This is a genomic window from Ruegeria sp. AL7 (genome assembly GCF_056536105.1).
Map to the genome: position 1 here is coordinate 600,392 of NZ_JBQFJF010000001.1, position 18,043 is coordinate 618,434.

Genomic DNA, 18,043 nt, shown 5'->3' on the forward strand with positions numbered 1-18,043 from the left:
ACCGACAATGCCCGACCTGCTGATCGAACTGTTCTCCGAAGAGATCCCCGCACGGATGCAAGCCCGTGCCGGCGAGGATCTGAAGAAGCGGATTACCGATGGTCTGGTCGAGGCCGGTCTGACCTATGCAAGCGCGGCCGCCCTGACCACGCCCCGCCGCCTGACGCTAGCGGTCGAGGGGCTGCTGGCGAAAAGCCCCACCATCCGGGAAGAACGCAAGGGTCCAAAGGTCGGCGCGCCTGATAAAGCAATCGAAGGGTTCCTGCGCGGCGCGGGACTGACCCGTGATCAGCTGGAAGAACGCGAAACCCCCAAGGGCGCCATCTATTTCGCCACCATCGAAAGGGCTGGTCGCCCCGCGGCCGAGATCATTGCCGAGGTGCTCGAAACCACCATCCGCAATTTCCCTTGGCCAAAATCCATGCGCTGGGGCAGTGGCAGCTTGCGCTGGGTGCGCCCGCTGCATTCGATCCTGTGCATTCTGACGGATGAGACCGGGGCGCAAGTCGTGCCAATGGATGTCGACGGCATTTCGTCCGGCGACACCACAGCAGGCCACCGCTTCATGGCGCCCAGCCGCTTTTCGGTCACTTCTTTCGACGATTACGCGGCCAAGCTGAAGCGGGCTTTCGTGGTTCTTTCCCCCGAGGAACGCGCCCAGCACATCTGGAACGACGCCCAGAACATGGCCTTTGCCGCTGGTCTTGAGCTGGTCGAAGACAAGGGCCTGCTGGCCGAGGTCGCCGGGCTGGTCGAATGGCCGGTCGTCCTGATGGGACAGATTGACGACGAATTTCTCGACCTGCCGCCCGAGGTGCTGCAAACCTCGATGAAGGAACACCAAAAGTTCTTCTCGGTCCGCAATCCCAAAACGGGCCGGATTGAACGGTTCGTCACTGTTGCGAACCGCGAAACCGCTGACAATGGCGCGACCATTCTGGCGGGCAATCAGAAAGTTCTGTCGGCCCGTCTGGCGGATGCCAAGTTCTTTTGGGAAAATGACCTGCGCATCGCCAAATCGGACATTGCACAATGGACCCGCGCGCTGGAAAACGTCACCTTCCACAACAAACTGGGAACGCAGGCCGACCGGATCGGCCGTATCGCCGCGCTGGCCCGCGAACTGGCGCCAGTGACCGGTGCCGATGCCGATCAGGCCAAAAAAGCCGCGCGCCTGGCCAAGGCCGACCTCAGCTCGGAAATGGTCTACGAATTCCCCGAGCTTCAGGGCCTTATGGGGCGGTATTACATCGAAGCGGCAGGCGAAGATGTCGCCTTGGCCGCTGTCGCGCAAGAGCACTACTCGCCTTTGGGGCCGTCGGATGATGTGCCCACGGCTCCGCTGTCGGTGACCGTTGCATTGGCCGACAAGCTGGACACGCTGGCGGGGTTCTGGGCGATTGATGAAAAGCCTACCGGCTCAAAAGACCCGTTTGCCCTGCGCCGTGCTGCGTTGGGGGTTATTCGGTTGGTGCTCGACAATGACCTGCGCCTGCATCTGGATCGGTTTTTCGACGGACAGCTGCTGCGTGCTGAAAGCGCTGCAAACGAGGCGCTGGCGGCGGAAAACGTTGACGAACTTTTGGATGAAATCGCAGATCACGGCGTGTTTGGCGCAGCCTTCCAGACTGTCAAGGAAAGGCTGGGCGAAGTGTCAGGTGCCGATTTCCTGAGCCTTGAAAAGAAGATCCCCGACGCATCCGACGATCTCCTCTCGTTCTTCCACGACCGCCTCAAGGTCTTCCTCCGCGACGAAGGCATCCGCCACGACGTCATCGATGCCTGTATCGCGATGGAGGGCAATGACGACCTCAATCTGCTGGTCAAACGCGCCCGCGCGCTGAACGCGGTGATCGCGACTGAAGATGGCGAAAACCTCGTGCAGGGCTTCAAGCGCGCCAACAACATCCTGACCCAGGCCGAGGAAAAGGACGGGGTGGAGTATTCCTACGGTGCGGATGTGAAATTCGCCGAAACAGACAGCGAAAAGGCTTTGTTTGCGGCCTTGGATGCAGCACAGGCGCAAATCGAACCCGCGCTGACATCCGAAGATTTCCCCACGGCCATGGCCGCCATGGCGGGGCTGCGCGGGCCGGTGGATGCGTTCTTTGAGGATGTGCAGGTCAACACCGACAATGATATCGTTCGCCGCAACCGGCTGAACCTGCTCAGCCAGATCCGGCAGATCTGCTCCAGCGTGGCCGATCTGACCCGGATCGAAGGGTAAACGACCGGGCGCGCTGGAAGGCGCGCCCACAACGCACTTGCGTGAAGGGCGCAAGCGCTTATGCTGCACGCAAACCAAAAGGTGCTGCAGTGCAGAATAATCCGAATACAACGCTCATTACATCCGACGCGCCTGTCACCGCCCATACACATGGCGGGCGGGCCAAATGTCTGCAACGTCTGGTCCGGCTGGACCTGCCGGTGCCCCGAACCGTTGCGCTGTCATTTGATGCCGTTCACCAGATTGCAGAAGGGGCGATCCCGGATATTGCGGCGATCCTCGAACAGTTCGACCCGACCTCGTTGCTATGCGTCCGACCCAGTTCCGAAGACCCCGATTGGGGTGGTCCCGGCGCGGTTCTCAATATCGGAATGAACGATGCCCGTTATGTCGACCTGTCCGACACCATGGGGGCCGAGGCCGCCGCAGCCCTGTATCTGAGGTTCGTTCAAAGCTATGCGATCCACGTGGCGCGGCTGGATGCGGATGTGTTTGATGACATTGACGCTGATGGCCGCGAGGGGTTGCGCCATTCGCTGCGCGCCTACGAGGATGAAACCGACGAGGTCTTTCCGCAGGACAGGGGCGAACAGCTGATCGGCGTTTTGCGCTCAATGGCACGTGCATGGGACGGGACGTCCGCGCGCTTGCTGCGGCAGGCCAAGGGGGCACCCGCTGATGCCGGACTTGGGTTGGTCATTCAAGAGATGATCCCCGGCGTCGGCAAAGGGGAATGCGGATCGGGTGTTCTGCAACTGGTTGATTCCACAACCGGTATGCCACAGATCACCGGTCGCTACCTCAGCCAGAGCCAGGGGCGCGATGCACTGGGCAAGGATGTGGCCGCCCTGTTTCTGGAAAAAGACCCGCGCGGCCCCTCGCTGGAAGAGGTCGCGCCCAATGCTTTTGCCGATGTCAAAACGCATGCCGCCCTGATGCGCCAGAAACTGCGCGAAGAGATGCAGGTCGAATTCGTCATTCAGGATGGCACTGTGCATATTCTGGATGGCGTCCGGGTGCAGAGATCGGCCCGCGCGGCCATGCGCATTGCCGTACGTCTTGCCGAAGACGGTATCATACCGCCGCAAGAAGCGGTGATGCGTGTCGACCCGCACGCGCTGAACGAACTTCTGCACCGTCAGGTCCACCCCGATGCACGCCGCGACGTGCTGACCACGGCCATTGGTGCCAGCCCCGGTGCCTCGACCGGCAAGATCGTGTTCACCTCGGCCGAAGCACAGGCCAGCGCCGCCCGTGGCGAGGCATGTGTTCTGGTGCGCCGGGAAACCTCGCCCGAGGATGTGCGCGGGATGCACGCCGCTGTAGCGGTTCTGACCGAAAAGGGCGGCATGACCAGCCACGCGGCCGTGATCGGGCGCGGATTGGGTCTGCCCTGTATCGTCGGGGCCTCGGAAATGCGGTTTCAGACGAAAGACAAGATGCTGACCGCACCGGATGGGCGGGTGTTTAAAACCGGCGATATTGTCACCATTGATGGCAGCTCGGGGCAGGTGCTGGCCGGTCAGCCCGCCATGCTCGAGGCCGCATTGGATGACTGTTTCCAGACGCTGATGGGCTGGGCCGATGCCGAGCGTGACATCGACATCCGCGCCAATGCCGACACACCGGCTGACGCGCAGACGGCCCGGAACTTTCAGGCTCAGGGGATCGGTCTGTGCCGGACCGAACATATGTTCTTTGACCCCGGTCGTCTGATCGTGATGCGCGAAATGATCTTTGCGCAAACCTCGGCGGGCAGGGCGGCAGTGCTGGCACGCCTGCTTCCGATGCAGCGCGAGGATTTTGTTCAGCTGTTCAGGATCATGGAAGGCCAGCCTGTCTGCATCCGCCTGTTCGATCCCCCCTTGCATGAATTCCTGCCGACAACGCGCACCGGGCAACGGGAACTGGCCGAAGCGCTGGACCTGCCCGTGTCCGACGTCGAACGCCGGGTCGAGGCGATGACAGAATACAACCCCATGCTTGGCCTGCGCGGCGTTCGTCTGGGTGTCACCGTGCCCGAGATCTACGACATGCAGGCGCGTGCGATTTTCGAAGCCACGCTTGAGGCCCGAAAAAACGGTGCCCCGGTGGTGCCCGAAGTGATGATCCCGCTGGTTTCCGCCAAGCGCGAGGTTGAACTGGTCAAATCCCGCATCGACTCGGTCGCCGCCGCCGTTGAATCGGAACGGGGGCAGAAATTTGAATACCGGCTGGGCGTCATGGTCGAAACGCCACGCGCCTGTCTGCGCGCGGAAGAGATCGCGCCGCAGACCGCCTTCATGAGTTTTGGTACAAACGACCTGACACAGATGACTTACGGCCTGTCCCGCGACGATGCCGGTCGTTTCATGTCCGCTTACGTGCGACAGGGGGTCTTTACCGAAGATCCGTTCCACGTTCTTGATCCGGACGGGGTGGGCGAGTTGCTGAAACTCGGGGCAGAGCGCGGGCGTGCCGCGAAACCGGATGTGACCCTTTCGGTCTGTGGCGAACACGGCGGGAACCCCGAATCAATTGCCATCTGTCGCGATCTTGGGTTCGACTATGTGTCATGCTCACCGTTCCGGGTTCCGGTCGCTCGGCTGGCTGCCGCTCAACTGGCGATTTCCTCCAGACTTGGGGGTTGACACTGCGCCGAACCCCAAGAAATAGTGGGTTATACGGTCACTCGTAGGCGAAAAATATTTTCGCTACGGGCGATTTTCCACTTGCTTTTTTCAAGATACTGGACCTTTGCCTCAGTCTGGGGTATCAGCCTCGTCGCGCCCGCCGGGGGAGGGTATGGCGCGTGATGTGCCTGTGCGAGGTTATCTGATGCTACGTTACATATTGGCTGTTGCCGCAGTGGCGGCAACCGTGCTGCCGAGTGCGTCCTTCGCCGAGAAGGAAGCGACTGATACTGCAAAACAAGAACTTGTCGCCCGCAGTGAACTGCCGGCGCAAAGTTTTCGGGACTATTTCAAGCTGTTCCAGCCACGCAAGGCGGCTGAACCTGTCGAAGTGTCCTTCTCCAAAGACTGGCTTGACCAGCAACCAAAGGCCTCTGGTGGTGAAAACTGGAAATGCCTGTCCGAAGCCCTGTACTTCGAGGCGCGCGGCGAAAGCGTGCGCGGCCAGTTCGCGGTTGCCGAAGTGATCCTGAACCGGGTCAAAAGCAGCCGTTTCCCGGATTCCCTGTGCGGGGTGATCCATCAGGGGACCGGCAAGAAATACCAGTGCCAGTTCACATACACCTGCGATGGCCGCAAAGAGGTCATCCACGAGAAAACGGCGTATGAGCGTGTGGCAAAAGTCGCGCGGGCAGCCATTGATGGTGTGGCGGATGAGTTGACCGAAGGGGCGACGCACTATCACACGACGTCGGTTCGCCCATCCTGGTCGCGGGTCTATAAACAGACGGCGAAAATCGGCGTGCATGTTTTTTACCGCCACAACTACCGGACAGCGAGCAACTGATTGACGCACCCGCGCTGGAAGCTTGCTGGCGCGGGGCAGGTTGCATCCTATATTGCGGGCCAGGAGGCCCGTGATGATTTTGAACCGCAGACACCTTTTGCAATCCGCCGCCGCTGCATTGCTGATGCCGCGTGTGGCCAGCGCGGGTTTTGCACCGCTTAATGCGCGTGTAACCAAACACCCGATCGCGCCTGCAAGTTATCCTGAAACGGCAGTCTGGACATATGACGGGTCTGTCCCCGGCGTTGAACTGCGTGTCAGGCAGGGCGACCGCATCCAGCGCACCCTGATGAACCAGCTTCCGCAAGCCACGTCGGTCCATTGGCACGGCATTCGCATTGAAAACGCCATGGACGGCGTGCCCGGCCTGACACAGGACGCGGTCGAGACGGGCGCAAGCTTTGATTACTCCTTCGTCGTTCCCGACGCAGGGACCTATTGGTATCATGCGCATAACCAGTCGATGGAACAGGTTGCGCGCGGGCTTTACGGGCCGCTGATCGTCGAAGAAACCGCGGCCTCCGATGTGGATCAGGATCTGGTGCTGATGCTGGACGACTGGAGGCTTGATCCTGAAACCGCCCAGATCACGGATGATTTCGACAATGGCCATGATCTCAGCCACGCTGGCCGACTGGGGAATATCATCACTGTTAACGGATCCCTTGACCCGCGCGTTCAGGCGCGACGGAACGACCGTCTCCGGCTACGCCTGATCAACGCCTCCAACGCGCGGATTTTCGACCTGGATCTCGACGGGTTGTCAGGGTGGATCGTCGCCCTTGACGGTATGCCACTGGGAACGCCGATCCCATTGTCGGGGGCTTTCCCAATCGCCCCCGCACAACGTATCGATCTGGTTGTGGATGTCGTGGCTGCGGGCGATACGGCAAGTCTGGTGAGTGTTGAACGCGACGGTGCCTTTGGCATCGTTCGGTTCGATGTCGACGAACCTCTCTCACCCGCGCCACGACAAGGCGTGGCAGCGTTGCCGCCCAACCCTTTGCCGGTCATCGAGGATGTCTCATCCGCTCCATTGCACCGGATGTCCCTGCAAGGCGGGGCGATGCGCTGGCTGGACAACGCCCGGATCGGGGACACTGAATTGTCAGGCCAGGAACTGGCGCAGTTGGGCCGGTTCTGGGCCCTGAACGGTTATGCGGAACGCCCGTCCGATCCGTTTCTGGACGCCCGGACCGGCGGCCTTCACAGGATCGAGTTCGTCAATGAAACAGTCTTTCCACATGCCATGCATTTGCACGGCCACCACTTCCGACTGATCCAGCCGGACGGATCGCTTGGCCCGTGGCGCGACACTGTTTTGGTTGATCGCGGACAAACCCGCCAGATCGCGCTGGTCGCGGATAATCCGGGGGACTGGCTGTTGCATTGCCATATGCTGGGCCATGCCGCTTCGGGTATGATGAGCTGGTTTCGCGTCACCTGACGCCGCATTCGGCGGTTGGAATGGCGTTTGTTTGAATGTTATAGGCGCTTGCAACGCCTATAGTGGGCAAGCCCTGCAACAAGCCGAAAAGGCCGGACCCATGAGTTCTGAAATCCGACTGGCATTTGCGCACCCGTCCGAACGGTCCGAGGCGACCTCGCCCCGAGGGCCGCTGGACCGCATTTCCCTGCGCGACCATATTGTCGAGGTTGAAATCGGTGCGTTTCAGGCCGAGCGGGGAACAACCCAGCGGATCTGTTTCAATATCGTCGTCGAAGTCCGGCCTCTTACTGACCCCATTGACGACGATGTGGATCGCATCCTGTCTTATGACCGGGTGACGGAATCCATTGCCTATGAGCTCGCGGCCGAGCGTCTGAACCTGCTTGAAACCCTGGCCGAACGTGTGGCCGAACGTATCTTGCATGAACCTCAGGCTGTAAGGGTCTTTGTTCGCATCGAAAAACTGGATCGTGGTCCGGGCGCTCTTGGGGTCGAGATCGTGCGCGGGAAAGACTCGGTTCATCACGACGTGACCGAGGAAGACCGCCCGCATCCCCGTCTGGTCTACCTGTCGAATGACGCCATCGCCTCGGACAATCTGACCGGGTGGATCGACCAGTTGCAGAACCGCCAGCGCCCGCTGATCCTGTGTGTGGGGGCGTCAGACCTGGCTGCGCCGCAAACCGGCCACGCAATGACACAGCGCCGGATTGACCTGCTTGCGATCGAGCAAAACGCGTGGGTTCTGGCCGCACGCGATCACCGCTGCAAGGTGGTTTCAACTCGGACGGAACTGGACTGGGCCATGAAGAACGGCCAGATCTGCGTCTGGGCCCCGTCCAAGATCGTTCTGGACGCGGTGGATGGCCCTTCTGCCGCGCCCTCCGACGCCGTGGCTCTGGCCGCATGGTTTGCCGCGACCTTTGAAGCCAGTGAGATGATGGTCATCGGCGGCGAATTGCCGAAAGCGCCCAAAACCCCCCTGCGGGCTGTGGCCGTGGATCAGGCCCAATTGTGAGCATCTATTTCAGACCGCTGGTTCAGCACGGCCAGACCCGGCCCGCTGGCGCGTATTCTCTGGCCGGTCAGCCCCTGTGGTTTACCCATGTCGAAACGCTTGGGCGCGATACTACACCGCAGATCATGTCGGCATCGGATATTCCCGGTGGGGCGCTGGCGCGTTTGACCGGCCCGCGCGCACCCATCGCCGGGCTGGATATGCAGGTGCCGCATGTCATGGGCATTCTCAACACCACGCCTGACAGTTTCTCGGACGGGGGCGTTCACAGCTCGGTCGAGGCCGCCCGCGATGCCGCTGCAAGGATGGTGGCGCATGGGGCCACCATTCTGGATATCGGCGGGGAATCAACGCGCCCGGGCGCGGATTTCATTCCGGCAGATCAGGAAATTACCCGCACCCGCCCGGTGATCGAGGCGATTCGCGCTCAAACGGATGCCCTAATTTCAATCGACACCCGCAAAGCCAGCGTCGCCAAAGCGGCGTATGCGGCGGGCGCGGGGCTGGTCAACGACGTCTCGGGGTTCACCTTCGATCCCGAACTGGCGCCGTTTTGCGCCGCCAAGGGCACACCAGTTTGCGTCATGCATATGCAGGGCGATCCGGCCACGATGCAGGAAAACCCCAGCTACGACAACGTGTTGCTGGATGTTTACGACTTCCTCGAATCCCAGATCGCTCTGCTGGAAAGCCTGGGGCTTCGGCGCGACCTGATCATGGTCGATCCGGGCATCGGTTTCGGCAAGACCGAGGATCATAACCTGACCTTGCTGCGCAATCTCAGCCTGTTTCACGGGCTTGGCTGCCCGATCCTGCTGGGCGTGTCCCGCAAGGGCTTTATCGGAACAATTGGACGCGAACCGGACAAGACTGCCCGCGCTCCGGGTTCAATTGCCGTGGCTTTGGCCGGATTGTCCCAGGGCGTGCAGATCATTCGCGTTCACGACGTCGCCGAGACTGCTCAGGCCTTGCGCCTATGGGCTGCTGTCCGGTAATCCGGTCTCACGGAAAATCACGGAGTGACACCAATGCGCAAGCTGTTCGGAACCGACGGGGTGCGGGGCACGGCCAACACGCATCCGATGACGGCGGAAATGGCGTTGCGCATCGGGGCTGCGGTGGGGCGCTATTTCCGGCGCGATGCGACCGGTGTGCACCGGGTCGTCATCGGCAAGGACACGCGCCTGTCCGGCTATATGCTGGAAAACGCGCTGACCGCCGGTTTGACCTCAACAGGAATGAATGTGCTGTTGCTGGGGCCGGTCCCCACGCCTGCGGTGGGTCTGATGACGCGCTCGATGCGGGCCGATCTGGGTGTCATGATCTCGGCCAGCCACAACCCGGCAGAGGACAACGGTATCAAGTTCTTTGGCCCCGACGGCTATAAACTGTCCGATCAGGCCGAGATAGACATCGAAAAGCTGATCGACGAAGGTGTCCGGCCTGCTCAGGCCCAGAACATCGGACGGGCGCGCCGTGTTGATGACGCCCGGTTCAGATATGGCGAGCGTGTGAAATCCTCGCTGCCGCGCGATGTGCGTCTGGATGGCCTGAAGGTGGTGATCGACTGTGCCAACGGCGCCGCCCACCGCACCGCGCCCGAGGTTCTTTGGGAACTGGGCGCAGACGTGATCCCGGTTGGCATTGCGCCCAACGGAAAGAACATCAACCTCAACTGCGGATCGACCAAGCCGCAACTGGCTGCCGAAACCGTCGTGGCGCATGGCGCTGACGTTGGTGTCTGTCTGGACGGCGACGCGGATCGGGTCGTTATCGTCGACGAAACCGGTCAGGTCGCCGATGGCGATCAGCTTATGGCACTGCTGGCGACGGCCTGGAAAAAATCCGGGCAGTTGAAAGGCGATGCCCTAGTAGCCACCGTGATGTCCAATCTGGGGCTTGAACGGCACCTCTCGTCACATGGTATGCGACTGGAACGCACGGCGGTCGGCGACCGCTATGTGGTCGAGCGTATGCGCGAAGGTGGCTTCAACCTGGGCGGTGAACAATCCGGTCATATCGTGATGAGCGATTATGCCACCACCGGCGATGGCCTGATGGCCGGTCTGCATTTCCTGGCCGAGATGGTTCTGTCCGGTCGCAAAGCCTCGGACCTGTCCAAGCAGTTCGAAACCGTGCCGCAGCTGTTGAAGAACGTCCGCTATGCCAACGGTCAAACTCCGCTTGAAGTTCAAAGCGTTAAAGCTGCCATTGCCGATGCCGAGGCGCGGCTGAACGGGCAGGGACGGTTGCTGATCCGTAAATCCGGCACCGAGCCGCTGATCCGCGTTATGGCCGAATGCGAGGATGACGCGCTGCTGGTCCAGGTCGTCGACAGTATCGTGGCCGAGGTCGAAGCCGCCGCAGGCTAGCGCCCGAACAGAACTCTGCGCAGGCTGAACCACTGGCTGATGGCCATGCCCGTCAGGATCAGGGCCAGGGCGACGTAGAATCGCAGGGGCAGGGCCTCGGACAGGATCCAGGCCCCGAACACCATCGACCAGATCGGCACCTGATAATTCACCAGTGTCAGGAACACCGACCCGGCGCTGCGGGTGATCGAAACCCGCAGCAAATTGGCGAATGCTGTGGGGATCAGGCCAAGCACGATCAGGGCCAGCGATGGGCGGTTGCCCTGCCATGTGGGGATGCCTTCGACCAGCAGCATGATGGGCACCAGCAGAACAGCGCCGACCAGCAGGGTCAGCGCGGCCAGCGCCAGCGGCTCGACCGGCGGGCAACGCCGCGTCAGGATCGATGTCGAGGCATAGCAGAGGGCAGCCGAGACACAGGCCAGCTGCGCCAGCGGCTCGGTCCCTTGACCCAGTTTTGCCAGACCGGGTCCGATCAGGACCAATGCGCCGGAAAACCCAAGGCACACGCCCAGAAACCGACGCAGGTTCAGCGGCTCATCGGAAAAGAAATGCGCCAGCGGCAGCACCATCAGCGGAATTGCAGCCATGGACAACCCTGCAAAGGCCGAGGGTACATATTGCTGCCCCCAGCTGAGCAGCATGAAAGGCACCGCAGTCGACAACACGCCAATCAGCAGGATTGATGTTGTCAGCGCGGGTGTCAAAACCGGCATGCGGCGCCCGGTGATCCGCATCAGGACAAGCAACGTCACCGCCCCCAATGTGGTGCGCGATGTCGCCACGGTAATCGGGCCATAACCTTCCAAAGCCATCGCGACGACCATGAATGTGCCGCCCCAAATAAGCCCCAGCGTAAAAACGCCGCTCCAGTCCTGCTTCGTGGGTTGTTCAACCATTCCATCCCCTTATCCCGCGTGCGCGCCGGTGTCACGGGCTGATCTTGACTTAACGTTAGTTTACACTTACCGTAAGCAATGACTTACGATATGACATTTACAGCTTTGGGCGATGCAACCCGCAGGCAGGTGTTCGAAGCCGTCGCCAGCCAGCCTCAGGCAGTGGGTGAGCTTGCGTCAAAGCTGCCGGTAAGCCGACCGGCCGTCTCTCAACATCTCAAGGTGCTGTCGGATGCCGGACTGGTGACATGCCACGCGAAAGGGACGCGCCGGATCTATGCGGTGCGCCCCGAGGGGCTGGCAGAGCTGCGCTCATGGCTCGACCGGTACTGGACCGACGTGATGAACAGCTTTGCAGATGAGGTGACCAGAGCAGGAGAGAGGCCATGACAGACCCGATTGTCAAAACAATTGTCGTAAGTGCCTCTGCTGCGCGCGCTTTCGATATCTTCGTCAACCGCATCGGGACATGGTGGCCGCTGGACAGCCACGCGGTTTCCGCATCGCAGGGACAACCGGCAAGGGACGTGGTTATTGAACCCCGGATCGGTGGCGCGGTCTATGAGGTCATGTTCGACGGAACCCGTGCCGACTGGGGTCAGGTGCTGGCAATTGATCCCGGCCAATCCGTGGCATTCACCTGGCATCCGGGCACCAGCAGGGAGTCTCCAACGCGCGTCGATGTGCGTTTTGAGGATTGTGGTTCGGGGCAGGCCAAAGTCACCCTGACGCATTCCGGCTGGGACGTCTGGGCAGGGGAAGCGCCCGAAAAGCGCGGCGGCTACGATACGGGATGGGATATCGTTCTGGGTGAATGCTTTGCCAAAGCGGTCTTAAAATGAAAAAGGGCGACCGCCTGGGCCGCCCTTTGCCTGACATCGGTCAGACTTAGTTCTTTTCTTTGTCGACCATCTTGCCGGCCGAGATCCACGGCATCATGCCGCGCAGCTTGGCGCCGGTCTCTTCGATCATATGCTCGTCATTGGCGCGGCGCGACGCTTTGATGGTCGGCTGGCCAACGGCGTTTTCCAGCATGAAGTCGCGGACGAATTTGCCCTGTTGGATGTCGTCCAGAACCGCTTTCATACGGGCTTTGGTCTCGTCGTATTTCAGGATGCGCGGACCGGTGACATACTGGCCATACTCAGCCGTGTTCGAGATCGAGTAATCCATGTTGGCAATGCCGCCTTCATAGATCAGGTCAACGATCAGCTTCACTTCGTGCAGACACTCGAAATAGGCCATCTCGGGTGCGTAACCGGCCTCGACCAGAGTTTCAAAGCCGCAGCGGATCAGTTCGACCAGTCCACCGCACAGAACGGCCTGTTCGCCGAACAGGTCGGTTTCGCATTCTTCGCGGAAGTTGGTCTCGATGATGCCCGAACGGCCGCCACCGATGGCCGAGCAGTAGGACAGGCCGATTTCCAGCGCCTTGCCGGTTGCATCGTTGTGAACCGCGACCAGGCAGGGCACACCGCCGCCTTTGGTGTATTCGCCGCGCACGGTGTGGCCAGGGCCTTTGGGGGCCATCATGATGACGTCAACGCCGTCCTTCGGCTCGATCAGGCCGAAGTGGACGTTCAGGCCGTGGGCAAACGCGATGGCGGCACCGGGCTTGATGTTGTCATGAACGTATTTCTTGTAGGTCTCGGCCTGCAATTCGTCGGGCATGGTGAACATGATGACGTCGCACCAGGCAGCCGCTTCGGCAATGCCCATCACTTGCAGACCTTCCGCTTCGGCTTTCTTGGCCGAGGGCGAGCCTTCGCGCAGGGCGATGACCAGGTTTTTGGCGCCCGAGTCGCGCAGGTTCAGCGCATGGGCGTGGCCCTGGCTGCCATAGCCCAGGATAGCCACTTTCTTGTCTTTGATCAGGTTGATGTCGCAATCGCGATCGTAATAGACGCGCATTTTGCCGGTCCTTTCTGGTTTGGTTGGGGCGGTTCTACCTGCCGTGCGTCGGATTGGCGATAGGGTTGGACTTGAGTATTTGCAAAAAAGATGAAGAATAATTCCTGAAAACGGAAAATACTGAAAAAATCATGCTTGACGATATCGACCGGCGCATTTTGCGCCACTTTCAGGCGAACCCCAGCCTGACCACTGCGGAACTGGCCGATCTGTGCCGGATCAGCGCAGGTGTCTGTTGGCGCAGGCTGGAAAAGATGCAGGCGGCCGGGATCATCGAAGGGCAGGAGGCGGTGATCGACTGGGCCGCGACGGGCTATGCGGTCGAAGTCTCGCTTCGGATCACCCTGGACAAGACACAGGCCCGCGCCTTTGACGAGTTTATGGAAGAGGCCCGCAACGTGGCCGAGGTGATCGAAATCCAGACATTTCTGGGCCGGGTGGATGTCCGCCTGTCGGTGATAGCGCGGGATATGAAGCACTATCAGCAGCTTTATCGGGACCGGATCCTGACCCTGCCGCATATCGCCGATATCGAAGCGCTGATGCATATCGCGCGGGTCAAACGGGACGAGGTGTTACCGGTATGATCGAGCTGGACGAGATCGACCGCCGTTTGCTGCGCGCGTTGCAACAGGACGCCACCCAAAGCGCAGGTGCGCTGGGTCGGAGGTTCAACCTGTCTCAGCCCGCCACCTGGCGGCGTATCCGCAGGTTGGAGGACGCCGGGATCATCAAGGGCCGAAGGCTGCGCCTGAATGCCGAGGCGCTGGGGTTCGGCGTGACCGTGTTTCTGGGGGTCAAGCTGGCGCGCAAGGGTCAGATCAGCCTTGAGGATTTCGAACGCGCCGTCAGCGCCATCCCCGAAGTACAGACCGTCGAGCATGTTCTGGGTCTGTACGATTACCGCTTGCGCGTCGTGGCGCGGGACCTGTCCGATTTCGAACGCGTGTTGCGGCGCCGGATCATGACGCTGCCCGGCGCAGGCGATGTCGAGGCGAACGTCCTGCTGAGCGAGGAACGGCTGCCCGGTCCGATTGGGTGACGTGCCTTAATATCTGGTGCGGATGTAGTATCCGGGATGATGGGTCAGGCGGGCAAACGTGATCGGTTTGTCTTCTTTCCAGGTGGTGCGCTCCATCTGGATCATCGACGCGCCCGCCGTGGTGCCCATGAATTCCGCCAGCCTTGCGTCAGCGGAAATCGCGCAGAACGCAACCTCGGCATCGTTGAACGGAGCGGCATTCAGCAGCCACTCATGCGGTCCTTGCTGGGTCAGGTCGGCGTTTTCCACATCGGGGACGGTTTCGATATTGATCCAGCGCTCTTCAAGCTGGAAAGGGCGGTTGTCTGCGTAATGCATACAGACGACATGCAGAACCCGCGTCTCGGCGGGGACATCAAGCTGAGAGGACAGCCAGCGGGGGCAGGCCTCGACAGTCCGTTCCACCAGCGCATAGCGATAGGCGGCATTCTGGCTTTCGACCATCTGTCGCGCCAGCGAGAATTCCAGCTTGGCGTGTTTGCTGGGCTCTTTCTTGACCCGCGTGCCGCTTTTGCGCTTGCGTTCGATGAAACCCTGATCGGCCAGTTCCCTGAGGGCGCGGTTCACCGTCGCGCGGGCGCAATTGAATTCTTCGGCCAGTTGCGTTTCGGTCGGCAGCAATGATCCCTGAGGCCACACGCGGCTTTCAATACGTCGTTTTACTTCATCTCGAACGGACTGGAAGTTAATACGCTTTTGTATCGTCACAGGAAAAATATCCCTTCAAGTAAAAAGTGTGCGCATCTGTTCAGAAGCAAGCAGAAGTGTAAAGGGGAAGTGACACTGGTTGGCGTCATTTTCTTGTGTTCCCAGTGTTATACAGCACCGAATGGGTCGATTTTACCCGCATTCCGTCGCGTCACTTTTTGTCGCGAAATGGCTTTACTGGCCAAGGTAAAGAGACCAAGACTGCACTGACGATATTGAAAGGACGCCATATGCCTGCCTTGCTGAAGAACGTTGACCCGAACGGGCTCGAAGAATTCTCGGTCGTATTCACCGATCGCTCGCTGAACCACATGTCCCAAAAGTTTCAGGGGGTAATGCGCGACATCTCGGCCATGCTGAAAGAGGTGTACAAGGCAGACGGGGTGGCCATCATTCCGGGCGGCGGTACCTATGCGATGGAGGCGGTTGCCCGGCAATTCGCGCGCGGGGCGGATGTTCTTGTGGTCCGGAACGGGTGGTTTTCGTACCGCTGGAGCCAGATCATCGAAAGCGGCGCCCTGACCAGCTCGACCACTGTGATGAAGGCGCGCGAGACCGGCAATGCCAGCCCGTCCCCCTTTGCGCCCGCACCGATTGACGAGGTCGTCGCAACGATTCGCGAACAGAAACCCGGCGTTGTGTTCGCACCGCATGTTGAAACGGCGGCGGGTGTCATCCTGCCGGATGACTATGTGACCGCCCTGGCCAGCGCGGCGCATGAGGTGGGTGCATTGATGGTGCTGGATTGCATCGCATCCGGGTGTGCCTGGGTGGATATGAAAGCCAGCGGCGTCGACGTGCTGATCTCGGCCCCGCAAAAGGGCTGGAGCGCATCGCCTTGTGCCGGTCTGGTCATGCTGTCCGAACGGGGCGAGGCGCGTCTGGAACAGACAAGCTCGGACAGTTTCGCCATCGACCTGAAGAAGTGGCGCCAGATCATGCAGGCCTATGAAAACGGTGGTCACGCCTATCACGCCACAATGCCCACCGATGCGCTGCTGGCTTTCCGCGATACCATGGCAGAAACCAGGGGGTACGGGTTCGAAAAGCTGCGCAAGGCGCAATGGGCATTGGGCGACGGCGTGCGGGCGATGTTGAAGGAGTATGGTATTGTCTCGGTGGCTGCTGACGGTTTCGGCGCGCCCGGCGTTGTGGTCAGCTACACCTCGGACCCCGAAATCCAGAACGGCAAGAAATTTGCCGCTCTGGGGATGCAGATCGCGGCCGGGGTGCCGCTGCAATGTGACGAACCCGAAGGCTTCAGCACCTTCCGTCTGGGCCTGTTCGGATTGGACAAGCTTTATGATGTGGACGCCACCATCGCGCGCCTGAAGCGTGTGCTGGATCAGGTTCTGTAAACGGGCCGGGCCTTAGCGAACGCCAAGGCCCATCTGCATCAGCGTCTTGCGCACAGGCGGCAGGGAATACAGCGCGCTCAGCCCCATTGCGCGCGCATCCCGCAGCGGGCGCGCCTCGATCATCGAGGCGCGGTTCAGCAGATCAATCCCTTTGACCCGCATCTCGATCTCGGTGTGGCGCGCCTTGTGATAGGCGTCCAGCATCTGCGCGTCGCCCAGATCTTCGGGCCGGGACTGCGCCAGATCCAGCAGGCAGCGCAGATCGCCCAATGACATGTTCAGCCCCTGCGCGCCGATCGGTGGCACCACATGCGCGGCCTCGGCCATCAGGGCAATGCGCTCACCCGCCAGCCGTTCCGCGGACTGGCTGATGATCGGCCAGATCGTCCGGCGCGATGCCAGCCTCAAGGGGCCAAACAGGCCACAGGACCGTTCCGTCATCGCAGCCTCAAACGCTTCGGCATCAAGGGTCAACAGGTCAACGGCATTCGGCCCGCGTTCCATCCAGACAATGGCGGACGAAGGCTGCCCCTGCCAATCGGGCAGCGGAACCAGCGTGAACGGCCCGCCAGACCTGTGTATCTCGGTCGAGACATTCTCGTGAGGAACAGGATGCGTCACCGCAAACGCCAGCGCTTTCTGCCCATACCGTGTTGTATGCACTTTGATACCGGCGGCCTCGCGCATGGGAGAGTTGCGCCCATCTGCCGCCAGCACCAGCTTGCAGCGGATGCGGCTGCCGTCGCTCAGGCCAACGCGGGCTTCGGCAGTGCGGGTGAACAGGCTGACGGTGCCGGTGCCGGGGCGGAAATCGACATTCGGCAGCTCTGCCAGCCGCGCGACCATCTCCCGGCGCAACAGCCAGTTGGGCAGGTTCCAGCCAAACGGTTGCTCGGAAATGTCAGCGGCGTTGAAATCGCGTATGACGCGGGGTTCGGGCACGTCCCCGCCGGCATCGACAATACGCATGATCTGCAAGGGGGCCGCATGTGCATCCAGCCGTGCCCACAGGCCGCATTGCTCCAGCAGGCCGCGCGCAGGTTGCAGAAAGGCGGTGGTGCGCAGGTCAGACCCGTCCACATCCCGTTCGGTGATCGGTGGCGCGGGATCTACACACACCACGTCAAACCCGGCGGTTCCAAACGCCGCCGCTGCGGTCAGACCGGCGATTCCACCGCCGGAAATCAGGATGTCACAACTGTCAGTCATGGCGCCTCTCATCAGTTCGGGCAGACCCTAGTTCGGTTCCGCCCCCTGCGCCAAGTGACATCCTGTCCCGTATCTCAGCCGCGTGAGATCAGGATCAGGACAAGGAACATCACCGGCACCATCATCAGGGCAGGGATGTAAAGGCCGGGAAGGCCGAACACCATGGCGGAACAGCCCCACATGCTGAGGACCGCGCCGACGGTATAATACAGGTCCTCCGCCTTGGCGTTGGCGGCGTCGCGGGCCAGCCACCCGAAAACCGGAATTGCAAAGAATAGGCGCTGCCAAACCGGCAGGCGTCCGGGCATCTCGATCGCACTCATGGGGCTCTCCGTTCTGTTCGTCGCTCCAGCGCATATAGGGCTGCGCATGCGGGTGCAGAACGTACGG

Annotated in this window: 17 protein-coding genes; 12 read left to right on the plus strand and 5 right to left on the minus strand. The window is 61.0% G+C overall.

Translation table 11 applies throughout. The features are described 5' to 3' along the window. Positions 1-7: 7 nt before the first annotated feature. From glyS to glmM, 7 genes are all read left to right on the plus strand, one after another. Positions 8-2,227 (plus strand): glycine--tRNA ligase subunit beta, encoded by a 2,220-nt coding sequence (gene glyS / locus ACR3E2_RS03030; RefSeq protein WP_480481429.1) that lies wholly within the window; start codon positions 8-10, stop codon positions 2,225-2,227. Positions 2,228-2,316: 89 nt separating this feature from the next. After that, entirely contained in the window at positions 2,317-4,857 is a 2,541-nt protein-coding gene (locus tag ACR3E2_RS03035; protein WP_480481427.1) for a putative PEP-binding protein, read from the plus strand. A 154-nt stretch (positions 4,858-5,011) separates the two neighbouring features. Further along, positions 5,012-5,686, plus strand: coding sequence for a cell wall hydrolase (locus ACR3E2_RS03040; RefSeq protein ID WP_480481425.1), 675 nt, complete (start codon positions 5,012-5,014; stop codon positions 5,684-5,686). Between the two features lie 73 nt (positions 5,687-5,759). Next, entirely contained in the window at positions 5,760-7,133 is a 1,374-nt protein-coding gene (locus tag ACR3E2_RS03045) for a multicopper oxidase family protein (RefSeq protein ID WP_480481423.1), read from the plus strand. 100 nt (positions 7,134-7,233) lie between these two features. After that, positions 7,234-8,154, plus strand: a complete 921-nt coding sequence (locus ACR3E2_RS03050; protein ID WP_209504247.1) for a dihydroneopterin aldolase — start codon at positions 7,234-7,236, stop codon at positions 8,152-8,154. Continuing rightward, complete coding sequence (gene folP, locus ACR3E2_RS03055; protein WP_480481421.1) at positions 8,151-9,149, plus strand: dihydropteroate synthase; 999 nt, start codon at positions 8,151-8,153, stop codon at positions 9,147-9,149. Before ACR3E2_RS03050 ends, folP begins: the two co-directional genes overlap by 4 nt. 33 nt (positions 9,150-9,182) lie before the next feature. Beyond that, on the plus strand, positions 9,183-10,526 hold the full coding sequence (glmM, locus tag ACR3E2_RS03060) for a phosphoglucosamine mutase (protein ID WP_480481419.1): 1,344 nt from the start codon (positions 9,183-9,185) through the stop codon (positions 10,524-10,526). Here the strand turns inward: glmM and ACR3E2_RS03065 are convergent. Further along, positions 10,523-11,425, minus strand: coding sequence for a DMT family transporter (locus ACR3E2_RS03065; protein ID WP_480481417.1), 903 nt, complete (start codon positions 11,423-11,425; stop codon positions 10,523-10,525). The genes glmM and ACR3E2_RS03065 overlap by 4 nt on opposite strands. A gap of 78 nt (positions 11,426-11,503) precedes the next feature. On the opposite strand from ACR3E2_RS03065, the gene ACR3E2_RS03070 reads away from it, so the two are divergent. Together ACR3E2_RS03070 and ACR3E2_RS03075 are read left to right on the plus strand one after the other, a co-directional pair. Next, positions 11,504-11,815: an ArsR/SmtB family transcription factor gene (locus tag ACR3E2_RS03070; protein WP_480492685.1), complete on the plus strand. Its 312-nt coding sequence runs from the start codon at positions 11,504-11,506 to the stop codon at positions 11,813-11,815. After that, entirely contained in the window at positions 11,812-12,267 is a 456-nt protein-coding gene (locus ACR3E2_RS03075) for an SRPBCC domain-containing protein (RefSeq protein ID WP_480481413.1), read from the plus strand. Before ACR3E2_RS03070 ends, ACR3E2_RS03075 begins: the two co-directional genes overlap by 4 nt. 46 nt (positions 12,268-12,313) lie before the next feature. Here the strand turns inward: ACR3E2_RS03075 and ilvC are convergent, their stop codons facing one another. After that, entirely contained in the window at positions 12,314-13,336 is a 1,023-nt protein-coding gene (gene ilvC / locus ACR3E2_RS03080; protein WP_209504241.1) for a ketol-acid reductoisomerase, read from the minus strand. 131 nt (positions 13,337-13,467) lie between these two features. Here ilvC and ACR3E2_RS03085 point away from each other — a divergent pair, with 131 nt between their 5' ends. Both ACR3E2_RS03085 and ACR3E2_RS03090 read left to right on the plus strand, forming a co-directional pair. Further along, positions 13,468-13,923: an Lrp/AsnC family transcriptional regulator gene (locus ACR3E2_RS03085; RefSeq protein ID WP_480481411.1), complete on the plus strand. Its 456-nt coding sequence runs from the start codon at positions 13,468-13,470 to the stop codon at positions 13,921-13,923. Continuing rightward, the gene (locus ACR3E2_RS03090) at positions 13,920-14,378 is read left to right on the plus strand and encodes an Lrp/AsnC family transcriptional regulator (RefSeq protein WP_209504239.1); all 459 of its coding nucleotides are present in this window, start codon (positions 13,920-13,922) and stop codon (positions 14,376-14,378) included. The genes ACR3E2_RS03085 and ACR3E2_RS03090 overlap by 4 nt, the downstream gene beginning before the upstream one ends. A gap of 6 nt (positions 14,379-14,384) precedes the next feature. Here the strand turns inward: ACR3E2_RS03090 and ACR3E2_RS03095 are convergent, their stop codons facing one another. After that, positions 14,385-14,999, minus strand: coding sequence for a GntR family transcriptional regulator (locus ACR3E2_RS03095; RefSeq protein WP_480492686.1), 615 nt, complete (start codon positions 14,997-14,999; stop codon positions 14,385-14,387). A gap of 317 nt (positions 15,000-15,316) precedes the next feature. Here ACR3E2_RS03095 and ACR3E2_RS03100 point away from each other — a divergent pair, with 317 nt between their 5' ends. Next, the gene (locus ACR3E2_RS03100; RefSeq protein WP_480481686.1) at positions 15,317-16,444 is read left to right on the plus strand and encodes an aminotransferase class V-fold PLP-dependent enzyme; all 1,128 of its coding nucleotides are present in this window, start codon (positions 15,317-15,319) and stop codon (positions 16,442-16,444) included. 12 nt (positions 16,445-16,456) lie between these two features. Here the strand turns inward: ACR3E2_RS03100 and ACR3E2_RS03105 are convergent, their stop codons facing one another. Further along, positions 16,457-17,653 carry a UbiH/UbiF family hydroxylase gene (locus ACR3E2_RS03105; protein WP_480481407.1) on the minus strand — a complete coding sequence of 399 codons (1,197 nt, stop codon included), beginning with the start codon at positions 17,651-17,653 and terminating at the stop codon, positions 16,457-16,459. A gap of 74 nt (positions 17,654-17,727) precedes the next feature. Continuing rightward, positions 17,728-17,976, minus strand: a complete 249-nt coding sequence (locus tag ACR3E2_RS03110) for a hypothetical protein (protein ID WP_209504235.1) — start codon at positions 17,974-17,976, stop codon at positions 17,728-17,730. Positions 17,977-18,043 lie beyond the last annotated feature (67 nt).

Excerpts from the sequence above, each read along its gene's own strand:
- glyS (WP_480481429.1), top strand. The coding sequence starts at position 8 with ATGCCCGACCTGCTGATCGAACTGTTCTCCGAAGAGATCCCCGCACGG.
- ACR3E2_RS03045 (WP_480481423.1), top strand. The coding sequence starts at position 5,760 with ATGATTTTGAACCGCAGACACCTTTTGCAATCCGCCGCCGCTGCATTG.
- ACR3E2_RS03040 (WP_480481425.1), top strand. The coding sequence starts at position 5,012 with ATGGCGCGTGATGTGCCTGTGCGAGGTTATCTGATGCTACGTTACATA.
- ACR3E2_RS03065 (WP_480481417.1), bottom strand. The coding sequence starts at position 11,425 with ATGGTTGAACAACCCACGAAGCAGGACTGGAGCGGCGTTTTTACGCTG.
- ACR3E2_RS03090 (WP_209504239.1), top strand. The coding sequence starts at position 13,920 with ATGATCGAGCTGGACGAGATCGACCGCCGTTTGCTGCGCGCGTTGCAA.
- ACR3E2_RS03100 (WP_480481686.1), top strand. The coding sequence starts at position 15,317 with ATGCCTGCCTTGCTGAAGAACGTTGACCCGAACGGGCTCGAAGAATTC.
- glmM (WP_480481419.1), top strand. The coding sequence starts at position 9,183 with ATGCGCAAGCTGTTCGGAACCGACGGGGTGCGGGGCACGGCCAACACG.
- ACR3E2_RS03070 (WP_480492685.1), top strand. The coding sequence starts at position 11,504 with ATGACTTACGATATGACATTTACAGCTTTGGGCGATGCAACCCGCAGG.
- ACR3E2_RS03050 (WP_209504247.1), top strand. The coding sequence starts at position 7,234 with ATGAGTTCTGAAATCCGACTGGCATTTGCGCACCCGTCCGAACGGTCC.
- ACR3E2_RS03075 (WP_480481413.1), top strand. The coding sequence starts at position 11,812 with ATGACAGACCCGATTGTCAAAACAATTGTCGTAAGTGCCTCTGCTGCG.
- ACR3E2_RS03085 (WP_480481411.1), top strand. The coding sequence starts at position 13,468 with ATGCTTGACGATATCGACCGGCGCATTTTGCGCCACTTTCAGGCGAAC.
- ACR3E2_RS03110 (WP_209504235.1), bottom strand. The coding sequence starts at position 17,976 with ATGAGTGCGATCGAGATGCCCGGACGCCTGCCGGTTTGGCAGCGCCTA.
- ACR3E2_RS03105 (WP_480481407.1), bottom strand. The coding sequence starts at position 17,653 with ATGACTGACAGTTGTGACATCCTGATTTCCGGCGGTGGAATCGCCGGT.
- ilvC (WP_209504241.1), bottom strand. The coding sequence starts at position 13,336 with ATGCGCGTCTATTACGATCGCGATTGCGACATCAACCTGATCAAAGAC.